Genomic DNA, 20789 nt, shown 5'->3' on the forward strand with positions numbered 1-20789 from the left:
TGTGAAGAGTGAATAATGTTCCCCCCCTCGACTTAACCCGCCAATACGCGCAGATTGGCGACGAGATAACCGCTGCGGTGCAAAAAGTGCTGGCCTCTGGCGGCTATGTAGGCGGCCCGGCCGTGAAGAGTTTTGAACGAGAGTTCGCCGACTACATCGGCGTTTCCGAGTGCGTTGGCTGCAACTCCGGCACCGATGCGCTGATTTTGGCCTTGCGAGCTCTCAAAATTGGCCCCGGCGATGAAGTCATTACCACTCCTTTTACCTTTTTTGCTTCGGCTGAGGTAATTAGCGCCGTCGGCGCGACTCCAGTATTTGTCGATATTGACAGCGGGACTTTTAATCTGGATGTCGAACTCCTCGAAGCGGCAATTACCGACAAAACCAAGGCAATTATGCCCGTCCACATCTTCGGCCAACCGGTAGACATGACTCGGTTGATGGAAATTGCGACGCGGCACAATTTAGCCGTAATTGAAGATTGCGCCCAATCTGTCGGGGCCGAGTGGCAGTCTCGAAAAGTCGGCAGCATTGGTCATGTCGGCTGCTTCAGTTTTTATCCGACCAAAAATTTAGGCGCTTGCGGTGACGGTGGGGCGGTGACGACAAATGATCCAGCCCTCGCAGCTTCGATGCGAGTGCTCAAAGAACACGGACAGTCTTCTAGATATTTCTACGAAGAAATCGGGTACAACAGCCGTTTAGATGCCCTGCAAGCGGTGATTCTCAGCATTAAATTGCGATATCTCGACAGTTGGAATGCCCAGCGGCAGGAGAAAGCGACACTTTACAGCGAATTTCTCTCCCGCGTGCCCGGAGTTGCCGTCCCCAAAGAATTGCCGGAAGCAAAAGGAGTTTGGAATCAATACACGATCCGGCTGACAAGTCCAGAAGACGCGCAAAATCCCTCGGGCAATTTTCGAGATTGGATGCGGGCTCAGTTGCAGGAATGCGGCATCGGTTCGATGGTTTACTATCCGTTACCTTTGCACCTGCAACCTGTTTACAAATCTTTGGGTTATCAAGCAGGTCAGTTGCCAAAGGCTGAGCAAGTTTGTCGCGAAGTCTTGTCTTTGCCGATGTTTCCGGAACTGTCGAGGGATCAACAAGAGCGGACGATTTATGGGCTGAAAGATTGCTTGGCAAAGGCCGATCGCATCCGGTAGCTTTGGTGCGATGGCATCAGCGAGGGAAATGCAGGAGGAGAAAAGAATTGCAGGGTTGCAGTGCTGTGAGAATGTGCACCGGTCAGGGAGAGCTGTTAAGTATTTTGACCGATCACTTGTACTTTTATGTACTATATTTAATGAAAAGAAACAAATTTAGGCTAGCAATCCGCCTCGAACGGGTGCATTTTCCGCTCGCCTAAAACTTGCAATGCGATCGGTCAATGATGAAGAAGGAAGTTCGGCAGCGGATTCTGTAACGGATGTAACGGATGTAACGGATGTAACGGATGTAACGGATGTAACGGATGTAACGGATGTAACGGATTTCAGGAAGAGGGAAGAGGGAAGAAGGAAGAATAATTAATGTTTTAACTTTTAATTTTCGACTTCCCATCCCCGATGCCTGATGCCCGATGCCCGATGCCCGCCGATGCCCGATGCCCGATGCCCAATTCTCAATTTAACCTGTAATTTTCATAAGATAAGAGGAAAATAAACGAGTGCCTCAGTATCAATTCACTCAGGCTAGACGCTACGATCCACAAGCGATCGCTCAGTATTACCGCAACCGTCCTTGGAAAGCAATTTGGCGCGCAATTACCGTTATTTGGTCTTTTGCGGGCTTTGTGCTGGGGATGCTGTGGGACAGTTGGCAGCACGAAGTCGCAGCACACCAGCCGGAACGGGCCGCCCACCTGCGACAAATACTCACTCGCTTGGGCCCCACTTTCATTAAAGTCGGCCAAGCCCTTTCTACCAGACCGGATTTGATCCGCAAAGACTTTCTCCAAGAATTGATCAAACTTCAGGATCAATTGCCGCCCTTTGACTCCGTGCGCGCTTTCGAGATTATTGAAGCGGAACTCGATCGCAAAATTAGCGAAACCTATAGCGAAATCTCCCCCGAACCTGTCGCCGCAGCAAGTCTTGGTCAAGTCTACCGAGCTCGCCTCCTCACCGGGGAAGCAGTAGCAGTCAAGGTTCAGCGACCGAATTTGCTGCCAGTCTTGAGCCTTGACCTTTATTTAATGCGCTGGGCGGCTGGATTGTTGGGCCCGTTGCTGCCGCTGAATCTCGGCCACGACCTCTCTTTAATAGTCGATGAATTCGGTATCAAACTATTCGAGGAAATTGATTATATCAATGAAGGCCGCAACGCCGAGAAATTTGCTACAAATTTTGCCGATGACCCCACAGTAAAAGTTCCGAGTATTTACTGGCGTTATACTTCAAATTGCGTTCTGACTCTCGAATGGATTGACGGCATCAAGCTGACAGATATAGAACGTGTTAAAGCCGCAGGTTTGGATACCGATAGTTTAATTGAAGTCGGAGTCCGCAGCAGTTTGCGGCAGTTGCTGGAACACGGATTTTTTCACGCTGACCCCCATCCGGGAAATCTGTTTGCCTTAGCGGACGGCCGCATGGCTTACATTGATTTTGGGATGATGGATCAGATGGAAGAAACAACTAAAGAAACTTTGGTTGATTCTGTCGTTCATTTGATCAACAAAGATTACTTACAATTAGCCAAGGATTTTGTCAAACTGGGCTTTTTGACTCCAGATACAGATATTATGCCGATCGTTCCGGCGTTGGAATCTGTACTGGGTGATATCGTCGGCGAAAATGTGTCAGATTTTAACTTCAAGACGATTACAGACCAGTTTTCGGAGTTGATGTACGATTATCCTTTCCGGGTGCCGGCGAAATTTGCCTTAATTATTCGCTCTCTGGTGACAGAAGAAGGTTTGGCCCTGACGCTGAATCCCGATTTCAAGATAGTCGAGGTGGCGTATCCTTATGTAGCGCGGCGTTTGTTGAACGGAGAATCTCCGGCTCTGCGGCGGCGTCTGATTGAGGTATTATTCAAAGATGGCAAATTCCAGTGGAACAGGTTAGAGGAGATGATCGCGATCGCTAGGTCCGATCGCAGTTTCGACTTGCTCCCCACCGCCCAACTAGGCTTGCAATTTTTGCTGTCAGAGGAAGGGTCGTTTTTGAGACGCCAGCTAATGTTAGCTTTGATTGAGGACGATCGAATCCACACCGAAGAAGTTCGCAGCCTGTGGAACTTAGTCAAGGAAGATTTGCAGCCCGGTCGCCTGTTCAACGTTGCTCTAGGCGCTTTGACGGAGTTTTCCACAGCAGGAGCAGCGGCGCTAACTCGGCTTTAATTAGAAGGAAGAAGGAAGAAGGAAGAAGGAAGAGGGAAGAAGGAAGAAAAATAATTCTACTTTTGCCAATTCCCAATTCCCGATTCCCAATTCCCAATTCCCAATTCCCAATTCCCGATTCCCAATTTTTCAATTCCCAATTTCCAATTACCCAAATTAAGGAATTATTCGTGTATTATTTTCCAGAGCCTCCCTATTTTTTAATGTCGGCTGGACTGCTAGCAGGTATGGCCTCCGGTGTAGCATTTGAAGCAACTCTCAAACAATCCGTACAACTGTGGTCTAAAAATCGTTCTACTCGCACTTTGGCTAACCTGCAAGGGCTGCCATTGCGGATGCCTTTTCTGGGAATGGCTGGCGGAATTTGCGTATTTTTAGCTTCGGGAATGGAGATTTTTGGCTTTCCAAAACTACTTTCTTATGCCCTAGCTTTGCCACTGACGCTACTCACGGGCTGGCTAGTTTGGACTCAGCTAGGTAAGCTTTTGATCGAGTTAGAACGCGGAGGTTCCAAAGCGCTGGATCTGGATTCTTTTGAACAATGAGAGTTAGCTATCAACCTCTTTTCTGAGAAGGAAGGGGTTGATAGTTCTCTAATGTTATCCTAATTTGATGCTTTTTGAACCGCAGAGGACGCAGAGAACGCAGAGGAAGAGAAAGAAGAGGCTCACAATTTATGCAGGAATTTCTGTATAAAATATAAAATATAAAATCGAATGGGTAATTTTATTGTTACGGGTGCAGCAGGATTTATCGGCTCTAATCTAGTAGAAACTCTTTTAAATCGAGGGGAGACAGTGATAGGTGTTGACGAGTTCAACGATTATTACGATCCGGCTCTAAAGCGCAAGAATATTGCACAATTTGATAAGTATCCTGGTTTTGAATTGGTGGAAAGCGATATTTTGTCTCTGAATTGGCGAGGTCTTTTATCCGATGCTAAGGTAATTTTTCACCAGGCGGCGCAAGCAGGAGTTCGTGCTAGCTGGGGCGACGGTTTCCGCAGTTATACGGAACGCAATATTAACAGCACCCAAGTATTGTTAGAAGCGGCAAAAGATGCGCCAAATTTGCAAAGGTTTGTGTATGCTTCATCGTCTTCAATTTACGGTAATGCTGAATCTTTTCCCACGAATGAAAATGCTTGTCCGCAGCCTGTTTCTCCCTACGGAATTACGAAATTAGCCGGTGAACGTTTGTGCGGGCTTTATTACAAAAATTTTGGCGTTCCTACTACTTCCCTACGCTATTTTACTGTTTACGGGCCGAGACAGCGCCCCGATATGGCTTTTCACAAGTTTTTTAAGTCGATTTTGTTTGATGAGGCGATTTCAATTTTCGGCGACGGATTGCAAACGCGGGATTTTACGTTTATCAGCGATTGCGTTGCGGCGAATTTAGCGGCGGCTGAGGTTGCGGAAGCTGCGGGGGAAGTTTTTAATATTGGTGGGGGAAGTCGGGTGGTTTTGAAAGAAGTTATTGATACAATAGAGAGAATTGTCGCGAGACCTATTCGGATAGATTTTACCGAAGCTGCGAGGGGAGACGCGCGGCACACTAGCGCGGATGTGTCTAAAGCCCATAAAATCTTAGGTTATCAGCCGCAGGTTGCCTTAGAAGAAGGTTTAAGGCGCGAATGGGAGTGGATTCAGTCTGTGTACAGTTAGAGTACAGTTAGATGCTATCTATCCCAGAAATTCCGCAACTTAAATTGAACATTGTTAACTTTTTGAATTCCCCAACTTTTGAGATTTCTCCCCAAGCGAACCAACAAATTTGGAGGCGCGAGTTTTGGCTGTGTTTCCGGCGAATTCAAATATCGGTAGTGCAGAAATACGTCTCGGTAGGGAATCTCCACATCTTCGCCAGCACACAATCGACTAAACTTTGCAGCCGAAATACTCATGTAGTGCAAATAAGTCAACCGTCGCCCTTTATCGTACAGAACATAATCTATCACATCAAATTGAGAAGACCAATGATTTCCCGTTACCAGTGCAGGTTGATGATAAGCAAAGTTGTAAAAAGAGATTTTGCTGCGGGCGACTAAATAGTTAAGTAAAGATTGGTCTGCGCCTCGTAAAGACATAATTTCCGCTTCTCCTGATGTTAATTTTTCTAAAAGTTGAGAGCAATTATTTTGATTTAAAACCCCGGCTTTTGACGCAAACCAACCCGCACAAAAAGTATGAGATTGCAGTTCGTCAAAATTTAAAATCTGGGGCAATTTGGGGGACGATAAATCAAATATATAATTGAGGTCAGATTTGTATTGAAAATCGTTTGCTACCCAATCGAAATCATCAAGCTTTTGATAAATATAATCTAGAGAACCCATTAACAGAGTGTCTGCGTCAAAATAGATAAATTTATCAAAAGGGCCGTCGAAACAACATAATTTTCGGTGCATTTCCAAACATTGAACTGGTTTCCAACCTTTAGCTTGCCAAACTTTTTGAGCTTTTGCATGGGTTTTCCAAACTTGAGTCGCAAAGTCTTCCCAGAAAATGATTGAATCGGTATTTTCAAACAGGGTGACATGAGGACGAGTTGCAATTTCTACTTGCACTTTTTTCATTCGATTATCATAGGGAATGATACAAACAGGAATATTTTTTGCCCCGTTGACTTCGAGACTGTTTAATAAAGCGACTAAGTGGTCGAACACAACATCGTTTGCTAGAATATAAATGCCATCAGTCATAGTTTTTTAGTGAATAAGTAACCCAGCGCATATATATTGCTTTTTAGGTGCGGGCAAGATGCCCACACCACAAGAAATAAAATTGATTGATTGTGGAACAGGCATCTTGCCTGTTATTCAAAGCTTGTTTGGTGTCAAAAACACAACAAAACTTATGAATTGTGGAACAGGCATCTTGCCTGTTATTCAAAGCTTGTTTGGTGTTAAAAATACAACAAAATTTATGAATTGTGGAACAGGCATCTTGCCTGTTCTTCCCAGCTTGTTGATAATGATACAACATAGGAGTTTATCCTCACCTACTGAAAACCCGAAATATTTTTTGCACTAAATTTGGTTTTTCCTCATTGAGATAACGATAATGTTTCCAAAGTTGCCAATAAGGACTACCCGATTTAATTGGTATTCCAGCCCAGTGAATATATTTTAACCTTTTACCTTTGTCATAAAGAACATAATCTATTTCTTGAAAATGCTTGGAACCAGCCCAGCTTCCCGGTTCGGTTGCTGAATCTTTCACAAGGTTGCAGCGTTTGGAAATCAATTGAAGAATGATATAATTTAGTATAGGTTGGTCTGTGACATTTTGAGTAAAGTCAAAATATTCTCGATGCTGCGAACATTCTCGCAAAATCTCATACATTTGCGCTTCTGTAATAGTTCCTTTTCTAGAAGCCCAAAAACCGCTGTTGAATACATCTTGAAGCTGTGAGTCGGTAAAGATATTCTGTTGTTTTACAGCGGGTGAAAATACATTTCGCAGTTTTTCGCTGAGGTGGTGGTAGTCGCAGCAAAAAAAGTCTACTTCTGATAGTTTGTTTAAGTTGGCTGCGATGTCTTCAAAAACGATGATATCGGTATCGATGTACAGAAATTCGTCAAGGGGGCCAAACCAGGCGCAGAGTTTCCGCATTTTGTTGGGAAGGGCTAAAAAAGTGCGATCGAACGTTTGGCCAATTTCTCTGGTAAACTGTTCGACAAACTCCAGATTTGGGAACAATCGCACCCCGTGGAGACTGCTGAGTGTGGCTTCGACTTGCTGGTAATTGTCGTCGAAGGGAATCAGAAAAACAGGTACTTGACAATTGTACAGACGTATGCTGTTTAAAAGGGCGATCGCACTTTCGATCACTTTATCATTCGCAACAATATAAATACCGCGATTCATACATTTATCCTCAACCTTCTCAACACTCTTTGTAGCAAATTCGCCCCAGAAACCTCAGTATAAGACTTTGGCGCTTGGGCAAAAATCGGACGCTGGGACGGTTCGCGGAGATAGCGGTAATGCAGAAACAAATCGCGATAGGGAAACTCAATATTTTCCCCCGCACAAACTCTCCGAATTAAATCCGGCGGCACACCAATATAATGAATGTAAGTAAGTCGGTTTCCCTTGTCGTACAAAATATTATCTTGCACTTCAAAATGTTTAGAAGTGACGCTACACCCAGTTTTTTCGCCATCCGGGAGGCTATAAGCAAAATTATAGCTATTCATCCCCGTTTTCATCACCATATAATTGAGCAACGGCTGTTCTCCCGCACCTTCATAGAGAATTTCCGCCTCGCCCGATTGCAGTTGAGCTAACAGCCATTCCCTAGTATCTTGCTCAAACAATCCTTGCTTGCTGGCGTAAAATCCCGAACAAAATATTTCCGACTCGATCCGATTTTGCTCAAAAACTTCTAGCAGTTTTGGCGACTGAACATTGTATACTTTAGTTGGGGATAGAAATTGAAAATCATAAACCACAAAATCCGATTCCTCTAACTTATGAAAAACCGCATTAAGGGAATTCATCACCAAAGTATCCGCATCCATATAGATAAACTTTTCAAACGGGCCGTCGAAAGCGCAAAAGCGCCGGTGTGCGCCGTAAAGCCGAAATTTTTTGCGGTTCAAACGCTCTGGTGCGGCTGCTTCCATGAATTTGTCCCATCGCTGAATAGATGCGCTATCTTCATAAATAAAGACGTTGGGACGGTTGACAATTTCTGCTTTGATTTGCTGTATCTGGTCGTCGAAAGGATAAATGCAGACGGGAATATTGGAGCTTAAGATAACTTCAATACTGTTGAGTAAGGCAATTAGTTGATCGTAAACTGTATCGTTGGCTAGCGTGCAAATTCCATTCATATCTATAGTCTCGCGAAGGCGGAATTTGTTTGTGTCGTTGCGGTTTCAACCGCCGAATCATTTAAAGGGTAAAAAAGAGTCATCGGGGGAAAACTAAGACGAGGGAGAAAGCGACGCCATCGCTACGCGAAAACCCCCAACACTAGACCTATCGCCCGCCGAGGAAGCGCCGCGAGAGGCAGAACGGCAACCGATACACTCACTGACCCAGCAACCGCCACGGAGCACCCGGTAATCATCTTTGCCAGTTTCCCAGGAACTTCCGTCAGTTGGTGCGCCGTTATAGTCTTGGTTCCACCTATCGCTGCACCACTCCGAAACATTGCCGTGCATATCGTACAATCCAAACGGATTCGGAGGAAAACTCCCTACATCTGTTGTTTCTTTGCGATAAAGTCCTCCGGGTGTATATCCGCAGGGGTCGCTTGCGTCATAGTTGGCTATTTCCGTGGTAATGTATTCCCCAAAATGAAATGCGGTTGTTGTATCGGCACGACAGGCGTATTCCCATTCTGCTTCACTCAGAAGGCGATATTTTCTCTCGGTTTTTTCCGACAGTTTGCCACAGAATTCGACGGCATCATCCCACGATACAAATTCAACAGGACGTTTTTCACCTTTGAACTTCGATGGATTGTTTCCCATTACTGCTTGCCACTGTGCTTGGGTGATAGGATATTTGGCTGCATAAAAAGCGGGTATTGTGACTCGATGCTGCGGATCTATGTAATAATATTGTCCTGTTTCGCTGCTGGGGAAACCCATCATAAATGTGCCGCCGGGAATCGATACCATTTCCAGTACAATTTCGTTCCCTAAGTCTTCGGGGAAGAAGTGAGCTGAATGACGGTGGCGACTGTTTTCTTGTGGTTCAAAATTTACTGTTATCACATCAAACTCAAAGGTAGGCAAATAGTTTTGTAGTTGATTTTGGTTTTCTGTCATGGCGCTATTTCCTAAGATGCAAAGTTAGACAGCCAATTGAGCAAGTTTAATTCGTGGAGAATGATTTGTCTAGCTTCGGCAATTTTCTCCCTCGCTTCATGCCAATAATCCACATTAGCTACAACGTCTTTAATAAATTCTACTCCTTTCTCATCCAGACTGGGCAGCCGCAGAAAACTCCCCGCCGGCAACAACTTATCCGCCGCCGAACCGCCGTAATAAATTGGCAAACACCAAGCTAACAAAGCATCCCAAAGCTTCTCGCTGACATACCAATCGTTTTCGGCATAATTTTCTATAGCTAAGTTGTAATAGTATGGTGCGACAGCGTGCCATTTATTGTTCATAGTGCCGTTCCCGCGCGCCCAAGTTGGCAAGTTTCGCCCGTAAAGGTCAAAATCCAATTCTTGTGATCGCAGCAATTTGATAAAATCTAATCTCTGGCGGTGATTGGCGCTGCGGCTAACACCTGAAGTAATCCAAGAACAGGGTTTAGTTTTCGGCGGCGCAGGCATTTCATCTAGTTCTCGAAACGAGTTAGAGTGATACCAAATCGCGGGCATATAATCGGGTTTTGGTGCGAAATCGTCGGGACCGGAAATGTAACCGCAATAAAGTTTGGCTTGTTCGTAGTTGGCTTTGGTAATTTCAATAACTTCTGGTAATGGTGGCTCGCGGATTAGGTAAATTATGCGTTCCTTCGGGACACCGCGCAATTTTTCTCGAATGTCATTTTCTGGGTTTTGAGGGCTTGGACGGCGGATTTTGTCGATCCAGGATTGCTGTTTTGGCGGTTTCGGAAAGTCGAATTGATACATGAGTATAAAGTCTGGTTCGGGGTGATTTGCTAGCATTTGAATATTTCCCCATTTGCCGAAGTTGTGGGGGGTTTGTTGCCACAGCCAGTCGCTTTGGTTCATGCCTGGGTAGGTGGTGATTGTGCCGATATTTTTGGGGTTCATATCTAATAATAAATCTGGTTTTTGCGTGTGGGCGGGGCGGGTTTATGAAATTGTTAATTTTAGGCGATGATTGGTGGTAAAATCCGCCCCTACGGATTTTAAAATTCTCGGATGAGGATTAATGAATGATTTGCGATCGCACTTGGTCATCCACATAACTCAAAATTCTCTCTATTCTATTTTCCCACGAAAATTGCTTGACAAAATCCATTGTTTCTGCATAGCCTTCGCTTTTCCTCGGATATTTAGTTAAACTATCTCGAATGCTTTGCGCGAACTGGTACGGGTTATCCGGTTCGCACCAAGTTGCTGCTATATTTCCCGATTTAAATTCCATTAAAGATGCAATCTCCGTCGCTACAATCGGAGTTCCCGATGCCATGTAATCAAAGAATTTTAAAGGAGATGTGAACGTCGCGGCCTCTGTCAAACAGTGCGGGTGAGTCAAAACATCGGCTGCTTGCAGCAAGCTAGCAAGTTGATTTTGAGGGAGGTAGCCGAGAAATTTAATGTTGTTAACTTGTTGGGATTTTGCTAACTGCTGGTAGGCTGTTACTTGGGATGAATCACCGCCCGCGATCGCAAATTGAACTCGCGGCGACTCCAGGGCCACATCCACTAGCATATCGACACCTTTAAACGGGTAAAGTCCGCCTGCATAAACTGCTAAATGCTGTCTGTCATCTTCTAATAATTGCTGTCGCCAATTCTGGGCGGCTTCTGTTTGTCTGGCGAGAAACAAATGATTGAAACCGTTGTGCAGCGTAATTACTTTTTCCGGCGGCATCCCATTCAAAATCATGCTGTCTCGCACTGTATCGGCAACAGTTACGGAAATCTGAAACAGAGGATTGCGGACAATTTCTGATTCAAATTGCTTGTCTTCGTGGTGGTGCTGTTCGTAGATAGCGGGAATTCCGTTTTTAACTGCTGCTTTGACAAAGTTCCAGTCGCGGGTGTGGACAATTTGAGTCGATTTAAGCAGGTGAATCGGTAAGTAGTATTTGCAAACTATTGTACTCGAACTCGTCCACTTGCTGTCCCAACGGTCGATCGGCCACGGCATCGGTAAATCTGCTACTTTTAATTTATCTTGAATATTGTAAATTTTGGCAAGTTTGTCATCGGGTTTCCTGGGTTGAAAAGGAAAAAGCAAATCAACCGGATTCAAAGCACTCCAGCCTTTACGAAGGTATACCAAAACTGCTGGATAACCTAGGTTTGCTGTGGCATTGGCAGAGTGTGCAACTTGAACTAAGCTCGCTACATTGGGTTGCGGCAAGATATTTCTGGTAAAAAATACATAATATTTGGACATGGTAATTGGTAATTGGTAATTGTTGACTGTGCAGACAGTTGACTAATGACTACTGCCAACTGACTACTTTTTAACAGCCTGACGCTTAATAGTCTTTTCTATAAATTCTAAAGTAGTGAAAATATTAGCAGCAGAGTGAAATGATTCTCTGATTAACTCGTCTCTTTCTTCGGGAGAGTCTACCATTTCATCTACTAGCATTTTGAGGTAAGCTATCATGGGAGTCAGGCGAGTGCGAATTTCGTAAGAACCTCTAATTAGAGCTTCATCGCGAGCGGTTTCTTCGGCAAATTGCACTGAATACAAGCGAGTGTAGTAACCTCCTTTTGCTAGCAATTCTTCGTGGGAGCCCATTTCTACGACTTGTCCGCGATCAATCACGGCGATTTTGTTGGCTTTTTGGACTGTGGAGAGGCGGTGGGCGATTACCAACGTTGTGCGATCGCAACTCAATTTCTCGATCGCCGCTTGCACGTACCTTTCCGAAACCGTATCCAGCGAACTCGTCGCCTCATCTAAAATTAAGATTTCCGGGTTTTGCAGCAGGGCTCTAGCAATTGAAATTCTCTGACGCTGCCCTCCCGATAAGATCACGCCCCGATCGCCAATTTGAGTATCCAACCCATCCGGCAATAGTTGGATAAACTCGTAAGCATTCGCTCCCTTCGCCGCTTCCACAATTTCTGCCTGACTCGCATCGGGCTTAGCGTAAGCAATATTTTCGCGCACTGAAGCATTAAACAAAAACGTATCTTGGCTAACAATACCCATCGCTTTTCTCAGACTTTTCAGCTCAAAATCGCGCAAATCCATGCCATCGATCGAGATATTACCTTCAGTAGGATCGTAAAATCTCGGCAGTAAATCTGCCAAAGTTGACTTGCCAGAACCCGAAGTTCCTACCAAAGCCAAAGTAGTGCCGTGAGGTAGAAATAAATCAATTCCTTGTAAAACTAAATTTTTGTGGTTAGGATAACTAAAAGATATTTTATTAAAATGAATTCCCGATCGCAAATGAGTGTAAGGCACAGAACCGTTCAGCATAAATGGCTTTTCCTCGCAGCTCAAAAAATCATTAACCACCTCTACACTAGCCGACGTATTAGCAAATTGACTGCGCCCGCTATTCAACTGTGAAATTAAAGGGATCAATCGAAACAGTACCAATAAATAGGTTAATAAAATTGTAGCAATAGACTCTATCTCATTCGCAAATATTGTGCGACCTATAAATACAATCAAAATTATAACTATCAAATTAACAACTTCGTTAATTGGGGCGATCGCCGCATAATTTACCTGAGCCTGAAAATCCGCTTGTTCTCGCCTTTGAATTAAATGCTTGATCCGCTGATACTCCCTTTCCTCGTTCCCCGTTGACTTGACCAGCCGAATCCCAGTAATCGTTTCCAGCACCCTCACCGAATAATCTTTCGACATTTCAGAAAGCAGGTGGCCAAAATGCTTGGAACGGTTAATAATATATTGATTTGCCCAAGCAACTAACGCCAGCAAAACTGTAGCTGTCACCGTCAGTTTCCACGAGATCGAAAGTAGCAGACCCACAAAAACCAAAACCGTGATTGAGGTAGTAAACATTCCGATGGCCGTACCAACTGCACTAGCAGTCCGACCAATCTCTCCGCCCAATCTATTAATTAAATCCCCGACTTTAGTTTTAGAGTAAAAATCTAAATCTACTTCTAACAACAACCGCAAACCTGCGTCTCGCAAATCAAAAGTCAGAGAGCGCGTCAGAGAAGTAGCTACTAAAGTATTGATATAACTCGCAACATTTTTTAAAAAAATTGCCAGCACAACCGCCCCGGTCATCAGCATTAAACGCTGATTTCCGGGCATTCCCTCAAAGGGATACATCAAAGTTTTAATTAGAGGTGGAGCACCACGCAGCTCGATAGCTTCCTCTAAAAAACTTAAAAGCACTGGTACAATCAGAGTAGTGCTGATACCGTTAAATAAAGCGCCAGAAAAGCCCAGCATCACAGTTAAGAGAATCCTGCCGGGATATCGTCTGGCAAATTTTAGGAGTAGCTTATTGGCAGACATGAAGCATTCCCAGCTAAAAAGTACGGCATCTCAAAATATTCTTTAATAATAGACAGTTTTTCTTCCTCCAGTGAGTGGTTTTAAAATAACATTTACATACCTGCGATTATATCTGAAAGAATCGGTTTCATTGCTTGAATACTATATTTTTTCATACATCTTTCCCGAGCTTTCATTCCTTGTAAATTAGCCGCTGTCAAATTTTGAAATATCCATTGAATCTTTTGTGAAATTTGAGCGGGAGAACTCGGATCGACTAAATAACCCGTTCCCCCTAAAATTGCTGGAATATCCCCCACTCGCGTAGACAAAACAGGCTTAGCCATTGCCATGCCATCTGTCAGCTTGAGTGGAAACTGAGCCACGGCTGTGAGAGTTTCTCGCTGAGGAACAACGACAACATGAGCCGCCGCTACAACGGACGGCATCGTCTCGACTGGAAACCTTGGCAGTTTAACAATCCAACGCCCCCATTGTTTCACAAGTTTATCATCATAATCATCATAAGGACTCCCGCCGACGATCGCTAATTTTAAATCGGGCTCATTTAACTGTTCGAGGGCCATCAAAACATCCTCCACGCCTTTATGAGGTCGCGGTGCCCCCGGAAACATCAAAACTCTATACCCGGACAAGCCGTAACACTGTCTGCTCAATTCAGGATTGTATTTAGCAGGGTCGAACATTGCAGTATCCTTACCATTCGGCAAATATACACCACCAAAACGCTGTTTTAAAAACTCAGTATCAACGGTGACAGCATCAGCACGGTGAATGAGACTTTCCATCCACTTGAGATAGAGCGGATTATCTGGTTCTCTCAATAAACCATTGTGTTTAAAAATATCTCGATAAAGTTGTTTGAAAGATGGACGGTATTTCCATTCATCTCCGCCGTACCAGCTCATTTCCCAGTCGTCTATATCTAAAATTATAAAGTGGCGAGTCGCCAGTTTTTTTAGCAGTGATAACCCAAAGCTTGTAGGTTTAGGTTTGACTGCATAAATAATATCCCCATCTATTTTTTTCCAAAGTTTTTGAGCATCTATTAAAAACCCCGGATAATTTTTACCCGGTATCGCACATACCGGGATGTCTCTAGGAGGATTAGCATACAATTCCTTGCCAAACTGAAACCCAACAACTTCTACATCACATTTAAGCTCTATCAAGACTTGAGCTAAGAAAAAAGCACGAATTGCACCTCCTCCTGACAAATCGCTCACTACTAATGAAACTTTCACTGAGTATTTTGTTTAAAACATTTGTTTAATTTTCCTGCTTAACCGAGCTTTTGTCAAGGCGACGGGGACTCACGCACTCCCGACCACAGCAACCGGGTTTTTAACCAGGGCAAAGGGCAGCAACGCGTCTTTTGGTAAAAAAAACACAGTAATGAAACCAAGACTGTTATTCAAGCCAGCAATGATTATTCTAGGTAAATTTTCGGATATGTTGAGGCTAATTTTTTTTTATTTTGCGCTGATTTTTGTTGCTTTTGATGCAGTTGGGCGACCAATTTTAATTATTTTAAACGCCAGGGATTGTTAAGTTGATTTGGTAAAAATATTTTAGCAGTGCGATCGACTATTCTAGTAAAGAGCGATCGCGTCACGTTCTTCGCGTACTGAGGGCGGTAAGGATAAGTGCAGTGCATTACTTTAATCGGTTTGTCGATCGTATAAACATCTTTCCACTTATCCAAGTAGTTGTACACCGGGGACAAAGTTGTCATTTTCGGTTTCACCGATTCAACAGCCGCCGCAAAAGCTCCTTGGTCTTTCAATAATAGCACATTTTGATGCGCTACTACCATGTCGAAATATTTCTTAAAGTTTATAAACAATTCCTGAGTTTTACTGCTTTTTGTAAAAGCGATAAATCCGCCATTGTACTGAATGCTATTTTCATTTAGCGGCAACCCGACAGACAGCAAAGTTGACAGAATATCCTGCTTGACTCTTAATAAATTTGCAGCTTTAGCAATCGCAGGCTGCACATCTTCCGTCACCAACAAATCCACCCCATCAAGAAAATCAAACACCTCATCAATTGGCGATAGCAAACAAATATCGCAGTCCAGATAAATAGTTTTCTCAAAAGGAGATTGTTGATACAAAGCCAGCTTAGCTTGTCGCGATGCTAAAACCGGATTTTCGTGTTTCGGTGCGGCCTGCAATCTCACATTTCCAAACACCTGAAGTAAAGGATATAAAATTAGAGGGACTCTATCTATTAAAATAATAATTGGTTCGCGGTGAAACTTCCTGACTGAAGCTAGAAAATGTATGCAGTCTTGAAATGAGTACAATCCAATTAAAATGGTGATAAATCCTCTATCCATATCTTTTCTCTAACGATAGTAAAAATCGAAATTTAATAAGGCAATTAACTGTGTTTTTAATAACCGATAGAGATATTGCCAACGCTCAAACTGCAATTTATCCCCAACTTTATCCCAAAAGGTTCTTACTTGATTTTTTTGCCAGTCCCAATGAGCAAAAGAATGCTCCATAACTTGAGCGAGTTCCTGCCACCCGTCATTACGAATATTCCAGCCAACTTTGGCAGTTGCTAACCCAATTGGATTACCGTCTTTTGTTTTGACTTTTTGCACTTCAAAAAATCTTCCAATCTTTCCCCATTCTTGAATAAACTGAATTTCTCTCCCATTGTCTCTCGCAATTACGAACAAATTTTCTTGAACAAAACTTACCTTTTTCAATGGTAGTTCTAGCTTTTTTGCTAATTTATGAATTGCCTCTTTTCTCCCCGGAAATGATTGATTTGGTGGATGTTCTAGAATGGGCATAAACCCTTTACAAGTAATTCCTGACATCCATTCTCTCTCCGGCACTTTTCCTATGATTCTTGTATCTGCATCCACAAAGATTGTCACTCGACATAATTCTAAGGCTTTTTTTAGTGCAAATCGTTTATCATTATAACAAAAATCTACACCTTCGCGACTTTTTTTAAAGGCGAAAACATTCGTCAAATTCTGAAAGTCATTTGGGTTGTCAGTACAAACAACTAGCATCGTCCCTAGAGAATGAGTTTCTAAGTCTGCTGCTAGTTGTTTGGCTAATTCGCGATACTTTTTCCGAAAAGCTAAGGTGCAAAAACAAAAATCTTTGTGACTGTTTAACATTATTTTTAACTCAATTTTTGCACTTGTTTTATTTGAGTTTATGCTAACTGTGGCGTTTTTGGTGCCACTGCCAAGCATGGGAGATAATGTTCTTAATGTCGGGATATTCTGGAGACCAACCCAAGGTTTTGATGGCTTTCTCGCCGCTGCCAACCAAAGCAGGCGGGTCTCCCGGACGCCGATCGCACTCAACAGCCTTAATCTCTTTTCCCGTCACTTGGCGAGCCGTTTCTATCACCTCTTTCACCGAAAACCCGCCGCCATTGCCTAAATTAAAGAAATCAGATTTGCCACCATTTAGCAAATATTCTAATCCTAAAATGTGAGCAGATGCCAAATCGTTAACGTGAATGTAATCCCGAATGCAAGTACCGTCTGGAGTATCGTAATCCGTGCCAAAAATCGCGATCGAATCTCGTTTACCCAAAGCCGCGAACAACACCAGCGGGATCAGGTGAGTTTCTGGATTGTGATCCTCTCCTAACAACCCGTTAGGGTCAGCCCCAGCCGCGTTAAAATAGCGGAAACAAACAGACTTGAAATTGTACGCCGCGTCAAAATCAGACAAAATCCTTTCTACCATTAACTTAGTAGCACCGTAGGGATTGATCGGATTTTGCGGGTGGTCTTCGGTGAGCGGGATTTGCTCAGGTACGCCGTAAGTCGCGCAAGTAGAAGAAAACACAAATTTCTTGATGCCAGCAGCGATCATTGCTTCCAAAAGTGTAATCGTGCCGATGACATTGTTGCGGTAATATTTAGCTGGATCGGTAACAGATTCGCCGACGTAAGCGTAAGCTGAAAAGTGCATCACCGCAGCAATGTCATGGGTAGCGAATAGGTTGTCGAGCAGGGCGCGATCGTTGGTATCGCCAACTACTAATCCTACTTGCAAAACCTGCTCTACTAAGTCTTGGTGTCCGTAGACTAAATTATCCAAAATTATCACACCGTAACCTGCATTTTTCAGTGCTAATACTGCGTGAGAGCCAATATATCCTGCTCCGCCTGTCACCAAAATTGTTGGTTTTTCTGTACTCATTTTATTTTGCTTTGTTTGGTAATTGCAACGGTAGATTATATTGTAAATTTACCAGAAAGAATTGGTTTAAAGCCTCTCCCTTTGAGGGGGAAATTAAAATCAGACTATTCATTGCTTTAATCCTCTTCCTTCCAAGTAGAGGTAGCTGTCAACTGTCAACTGTCAATTGTCAATTGTCAACTATCAATTGTCAATTGTCAATTGTCAATTGTCAAGTTCAATCGATAAACTTGAGGCGACCAATTTGGATATAATCAAATATCCGATTAATCTGATGTCGATCCTCTTCTGAAATTTTATCATCTGACAGGATAGCCGAAGTCAAAACTAAGTGTTCCCGGCGAGTGATCTTGCCAGACGCTACAATCCGATCGACTTTTTGAGAAATTGTTAAGTTCGATTTGTTCTGAGATGTTCGCATTTATTCGATCGCTTTTATGCTAAAATAATTAAAGTTGATTGCACTTATTGACCGAAAAATGCTGCGTACCAGACCGCAAATCAATTTGCTCAACAGCAGAAATAAGCTATCATAGTTTTACTTCCAAAGATAGATGCGCGGACTTAATAAATCTGCAATCAGCCTTCTGATAGCGTTCAGACTAATCCAATTATATAATATTTTTCCGAGAGAGGCAGTTTTATATGCAGGTTTATCGGCTTCCGGTACTGTCAGACAATTACATTTTCTTGCTGCACGACCCCGATCGCCACACAGCAGCCGTCGTCGATCCAGCGCGATCGCAGCCCGTATTAGAGCAACTGCAAGCACTCGGAGCCGAATTAACCGCAATTTTCAATACCCACCACCACAGCGACCACATAGGGGGCAATCAGGAACTGATCGATCGCTTTCCCCAAATTACAGTTTACGGTGGCGCAGAAGACCGAGGCAGAATACCCGGACAGCAAGTGTTTTTACAAGCGGGCGATCGAGTTTCTTTCGCCAACAGAACCGCCGAAGTCTTCTTCCTACCCGGCCACACAAAAGCTCACATCGCCTACTATTTCCCCCCCAGCAACCCCAGCGAAACCGGCGAATTGTTCTGCGGCGACACCTTATTTGCTGGAGGCTGCGGCAGGCTGAAAGAAGGCACTCCCGCCCAAATGTTAGCCTCTCTGGGACAACTGCGAAACTTGCCGGACAATACGAGAGTTTGGTGCGCCCACGAATATACACTGAAAAACTTGCAATTTGCCCTGAGTGTAGATGGCGGCAATCTTGAGTTACAGCAGCGTTTGGGCGAAGTCAAAGAGGCTCGGAGTCGATCGCAACCTACAATACCATCATCGATCGGCATCGAGAAAAAGACCAACCCATTTTTGCGCTGGGATTCTCCCAACCTCCAATCAGCCGCCAACACCCGCGATCCAGTGCAAACCTTCGCTCGATTGCGCGGCATGAAAGACCAATTTTGACCTTAACGTTTTTGTTTCTTCAGGTAACTCTTAAACTTGAGTATCGGTTCGCTCAACCACCTGTCAAGTCTTTTGTATTTTAGGTGAAAGCTCGACAGCCCCTTAAACTTATTTGGAATTTTTTCCAGTTCATCCTTAAACGGTGTCTGAGACAACATATCAAGCCATAATTGATTGGGGGCGGAGCTTTCCCACGGTTTCGGTCTTGACATAAAGTGCATCACTTTACTTGACATATCATCAGTCTTATGGTTGTTCCATATTTGGTCTAATTGCTTCCACCTTCCCACTAAAACTGAATTTAATGCACCTTGATCGCGATCGCCCCAAATGTGGGTTATACCATTTTGGATCAACTTTTCCGACAGTTGCTCTTCCTCCCAAAGCTTCATGTTGTAAACTAAAACACCACTATTGAAATAAGGGTTTCGATCTTGATAAGTGTTCGGATTTCCCCAGACGTTGGCTGCGGCTGCTATCGGCAGAGTTTGAAAATCTAGGTTCCACAGCGGCTTTAAGCTGCCCAGAACGATCGTATCGCTGTCGAGCCAAATCAGCCTTTCTGTTTCTTTGGTATATTTTTGCGGCTCCAATTTAACGTAAGGAAGTTTAGAACCTGATAGCGAAAGAAGTTGGTCGTAATTAGATTGCAATTCTTGCCATCCAATCTCGTATTTGCAGCAATTCTGTAACTGTTCCTTTTGCGGTGAAGATATCCTGGTAGATACAACGCTAATTTTGACCTGCTCCTCCCCAGATTGGCTAACATTCAGATCTACAGACTTGAGAAGTGCTGCTAAGCCCAGAATATAAGTGCGATCTGCGGCTGTGAATATGTGCATAGGATTAAGTTTGTGAGATGAATGGCAAACGTGACACAAACGTTGGGAATCAAGGAAGTAGGCGACCCTGTATTGAAGTAAATGCGATCGCCAATTTAACGTTGAGACGAATAAAATCTTGCCTAAATTTCCGGTTAGATTTACACAAAGAAACGGGGATTCTAAGTAGGTAGGCGCGAATAAAGTTTATAATTTAACAGAATGTAAGGCGGGCTTCAGTTGACAGTTGACAGTTGACAGATGAGTGCGACCTCTACCTAGAAGGAAGAGGATTGGAGTAATGAATAGTTTTCTTTTAATTTCTCGCCTTTAAGGGAGAGGCTTTAAACCAATTCTTTCTGGTAACAAGAGCGATTGCTTCGTTTCACTCGCTGCGAGAGAGGGCTTATGTATTTTCAAGCTTCATCTACTTATTTACCTGTGTGCAAGTGCCATCTGTTCGCGCCCGAAAACGAGCAACAGCCATTGGTAATATGCAGCAACGCGAAAAATAATGAGACGGACTAACCAAAGCACAGGGGCTTAAATCCCCACCTTTAGGTGGATTGTTTTTAGGCAGGGGCTTAAATCCCCTGCCTAAAAACTTCGCACTCCGAAGTCAACTGTCAACTGTCAACTGTTAACTGGCATTTGAAACAGCCAGAAAATTCCCCGTCGCCTGTGCTGAATCCCGCAACTGGTTCAGACGTGGGACTCTACGATAAAATAAATTGTCTAGATATCGATATTACCCCAGAACGATCGACATCCATCTTAGGTTTGAAGTGTCACCAGGCTCAAATCAAAAGTTCCTCTGGTTATTTCCCTATTATTGATGAGCGCGATTGGCTTTGCCAAAAGTAAAACGAGCGTTG

19 protein-coding genes are annotated in these 20789 nt (G+C 43.7%); 7 read left to right on the forward strand and 12 right to left on the reverse strand.

Annotated features, from left to right (window positions below; translation table 11 throughout):
- The first annotated feature begins 8 nt into the window (after positions 1–8).
- From QUA44_RS09985 to QUA44_RS10005, 5 genes are all read left to right on the forward strand, one after another.
- Entirely contained in the window at positions 9–1166 is a 1158-nt protein-coding gene (locus QUA44_RS09985; RefSeq protein ID WP_333250246.1) for a DegT/DnrJ/EryC1/StrS family aminotransferase, read from the forward strand.
- Positions 1167–1377: 211 nt separating this feature from the next.
- Positions 1378–1533: a hypothetical protein gene (locus QUA44_RS09990; protein WP_333250244.1), complete on the forward strand. Its 156-nt coding sequence runs from the start codon at positions 1378–1380 to the stop codon at positions 1531–1533.
- Between the two features lie 136 nt (positions 1534–1669).
- The gene (locus tag QUA44_RS09995; protein WP_333250242.1) at positions 1670–3346 is read left to right on the forward strand and encodes an AarF/ABC1/UbiB kinase family protein; all 1677 of its coding nucleotides are present in this window, start codon (positions 1670–1672) and stop codon (positions 3344–3346) included.
- 62 nt (positions 3347–3408) lie between these two features.
- A complete protein-coding gene (locus tag QUA44_RS10000; RefSeq protein WP_333276487.1) occupies positions 3409–3891 on the forward strand; it encodes a hypothetical protein in 483 nt (160 codons plus the stop codon).
- 171 nt (positions 3892–4062) lie between these two features.
- A complete protein-coding gene (locus tag QUA44_RS10005) occupies positions 4063–5013 on the forward strand; it encodes an NAD-dependent epimerase/dehydratase family protein (RefSeq protein ID WP_333250239.1) in 951 nt (316 codons plus the stop codon).
- Between the two features lie 14 nt (positions 5014–5027).
- Here the strand turns inward: QUA44_RS10005 and QUA44_RS10010 are convergent, their stop codons facing one another.
- The 11 genes from QUA44_RS10010 to galE all read right to left on the reverse strand — a co-directional run bounded on the left by QUA44_RS10010 (position 5028) and on the right by galE (position 17674).
- Positions 5028–6050 carry an Npun_R2821/Npun_R2822 family protein gene (locus QUA44_RS10010; RefSeq protein ID WP_333250237.1) on the reverse strand — a complete coding sequence of 341 codons (1023 nt, stop codon included), beginning with the start codon at positions 6048–6050 and terminating at the stop codon, positions 5028–5030.
- A 295-nt stretch (positions 6051–6345) separates the two neighbouring features.
- Positions 6346–7218 (reverse strand): Npun_R2821/Npun_R2822 family protein, encoded by an 873-nt coding sequence (locus QUA44_RS10015; RefSeq protein ID WP_333250234.1) that lies wholly within the window; start codon positions 7216–7218, stop codon positions 6346–6348.
- Complete coding sequence (locus QUA44_RS10020) at positions 7215–8189, reverse strand: Npun_R2821/Npun_R2822 family protein (RefSeq protein ID WP_333250233.1); 975 nt, start codon at positions 8187–8189, stop codon at positions 7215–7217. The genes QUA44_RS10015 and QUA44_RS10020 overlap by 4 nt, the downstream gene beginning before the upstream one ends.
- Before the next feature lie 93 nt (positions 8190–8282).
- Positions 8283–9134 carry a formylglycine-generating enzyme family protein gene (locus tag QUA44_RS10025; RefSeq protein WP_333250231.1) on the reverse strand — a complete coding sequence of 284 codons (852 nt, stop codon included), beginning with the start codon at positions 9132–9134 and terminating at the stop codon, positions 8283–8285.
- An 11-nt stretch (positions 9135–9145) separates the two neighbouring features.
- Positions 9146–10096 carry a glycosyltransferase family 10 domain-containing protein gene (locus tag QUA44_RS10030; protein ID WP_333250230.1) on the reverse strand — a complete coding sequence of 317 codons (951 nt, stop codon included), beginning with the start codon at positions 10094–10096 and terminating at the stop codon, positions 9146–9148.
- A 118-nt stretch (positions 10097–10214) separates the two neighbouring features.
- Positions 10215–11414: a glycosyltransferase family 4 protein gene (locus QUA44_RS10035; protein ID WP_333250228.1), complete on the reverse strand. Its 1200-nt coding sequence runs from the start codon at positions 11412–11414 to the stop codon at positions 10215–10217.
- A 63-nt stretch (positions 11415–11477) separates the two neighbouring features.
- The gene (locus QUA44_RS10040; protein WP_333250226.1) at positions 11478–13481 is read right to left on the reverse strand and encodes an ABC transporter ATP-binding protein; all 2004 of its coding nucleotides are present in this window, start codon (positions 13479–13481) and stop codon (positions 11478–11480) included.
- A gap of 92 nt (positions 13482–13573) precedes the next feature.
- Positions 13574–14725, reverse strand: a complete 1152-nt coding sequence (locus QUA44_RS10045) for a glycosyltransferase family 4 protein (protein ID WP_333250224.1) — start codon at positions 14723–14725, stop codon at positions 13574–13576.
- A 281-nt stretch (positions 14726–15006) separates the two neighbouring features.
- Positions 15007–15825 carry a hypothetical protein gene (locus QUA44_RS10050; protein WP_333250223.1) on the reverse strand — a complete coding sequence of 273 codons (819 nt, stop codon included), beginning with the start codon at positions 15823–15825 and terminating at the stop codon, positions 15007–15009.
- A gap of 9 nt (positions 15826–15834) precedes the next feature.
- The gene (locus QUA44_RS10055; protein ID WP_333250221.1) at positions 15835–16710 is read right to left on the reverse strand and encodes a hypothetical protein; all 876 of its coding nucleotides are present in this window, start codon (positions 16708–16710) and stop codon (positions 15835–15837) included.
- Positions 16676–17674, reverse strand: a complete 999-nt coding sequence (gene galE / locus QUA44_RS10060) for a UDP-glucose 4-epimerase GalE (protein WP_333250219.1) — start codon at positions 17672–17674, stop codon at positions 16676–16678. Before galE ends, QUA44_RS10055 begins: the two co-directional genes overlap by 35 nt.
- 645 nt (positions 17675–18319) lie before the next feature.
- Between galE and gloB the strand changes: the two genes are divergently transcribed.
- The gene (gene gloB, locus QUA44_RS10065; RefSeq protein ID WP_333250215.1) at positions 18320–19093 is read left to right on the forward strand and encodes a hydroxyacylglutathione hydrolase; all 774 of its coding nucleotides are present in this window, start codon (positions 18320–18322) and stop codon (positions 19091–19093) included.
- A gap of 2 nt (positions 19094–19095) precedes the next feature.
- On the opposite strand, the gene QUA44_RS10070 is transcribed toward gloB, so the two are convergent.
- Complete coding sequence (locus tag QUA44_RS10070; protein WP_333250213.1) at positions 19096–19935, reverse strand: glycosyltransferase; 840 nt, start codon at positions 19933–19935, stop codon at positions 19096–19098.
- Between the two features lie 630 nt (positions 19936–20565).
- Between QUA44_RS10070 and QUA44_RS10075 the strand changes: the two genes are divergently transcribed.
- Positions 20566–20778, forward strand: a complete 213-nt coding sequence (locus tag QUA44_RS10075; RefSeq protein WP_333250211.1) for a hypothetical protein — start codon at positions 20566–20568, stop codon at positions 20776–20778.
- The last annotated feature ends 11 nt before the right edge of the window (positions 20779–20789 follow it).

Origin of the sequence: Microcoleus sp. N9_A2 (assembly GCF_036701775.1) — a bacterium.
Classification (GTDB): domain Bacteria; phylum Cyanobacteriota; class Cyanobacteriia; order Cyanobacteriales; family Microcoleaceae; genus Microcoleus.

Bases quoted from the DNA above. Each gene is read 5' to 3' on its own strand.
- QUA44_RS09990 (WP_333250244.1), top strand. From the start codon at position 1,378: ATGCGATCGGTCAATGATGAAGAAGGAAGTTCGGCAGCGGATTCTGTA.
- QUA44_RS10005 (WP_333250239.1), top strand. From the start codon at position 4,063: ATGGGTAATTTTATTGTTACGGGTGCAGCAGGATTTATCGGCTCTAAT.
- QUA44_RS10010 (WP_333250237.1), bottom strand. From the start codon at position 6,050: ATGACTGATGGCATTTATATTCTAGCAAACGATGTTGTGTTCGACCAC.
- QUA44_RS10015 (WP_333250234.1), bottom strand. From the start codon at position 7,218: ATGAATCGCGGTATTTATATTGTTGCGAATGATAAAGTGATCGAAAGT.
- QUA44_RS10020 (WP_333250233.1), bottom strand. From the start codon at position 8,189: ATGAATGGAATTTGCACGCTAGCCAACGATACAGTTTACGATCAACTA.
- QUA44_RS10025 (WP_333250231.1), bottom strand. From the start codon at position 9,134: ATGACAGAAAACCAAAATCAACTACAAAACTATTTGCCTACCTTTGAG.
- QUA44_RS10030 (WP_333250230.1), bottom strand. From the start codon at position 10,096: ATGAACCCCAAAAATATCGGCACAATCACCACCTACCCAGGCATGAAC.
- QUA44_RS10035 (WP_333250228.1), bottom strand. From the start codon at position 11,414: ATGTCCAAATATTATGTATTTTTTACCAGAAATATCTTGCCGCAACCC.
- QUA44_RS10040 (WP_333250226.1), bottom strand. From the start codon at position 13,481: ATGTCTGCCAATAAGCTACTCCTAAAATTTGCCAGACGATATCCCGGC.
- QUA44_RS10050 (WP_333250223.1), bottom strand. From the start codon at position 15,825: ATGGATAGAGGATTTATCACCATTTTAATTGGATTGTACTCATTTCAA.
- QUA44_RS10055 (WP_333250221.1), bottom strand. From the start codon at position 16,710: ATGCTTGGCAGTGGCACCAAAAACGCCACAGTTAGCATAAACTCAAAT.
- galE (WP_333250219.1), bottom strand. From the start codon at position 17,674: ATGAGTACAGAAAAACCAACAATTTTGGTGACAGGCGGAGCAGGATAT.
- gloB (WP_333250215.1), top strand. From the start codon at position 18,320: ATGCAGGTTTATCGGCTTCCGGTACTGTCAGACAATTACATTTTCTTG.
- QUA44_RS10070 (WP_333250213.1), bottom strand. From the start codon at position 19,935: ATGCACATATTCACAGCCGCAGATCGCACTTATATTCTGGGCTTAGCA.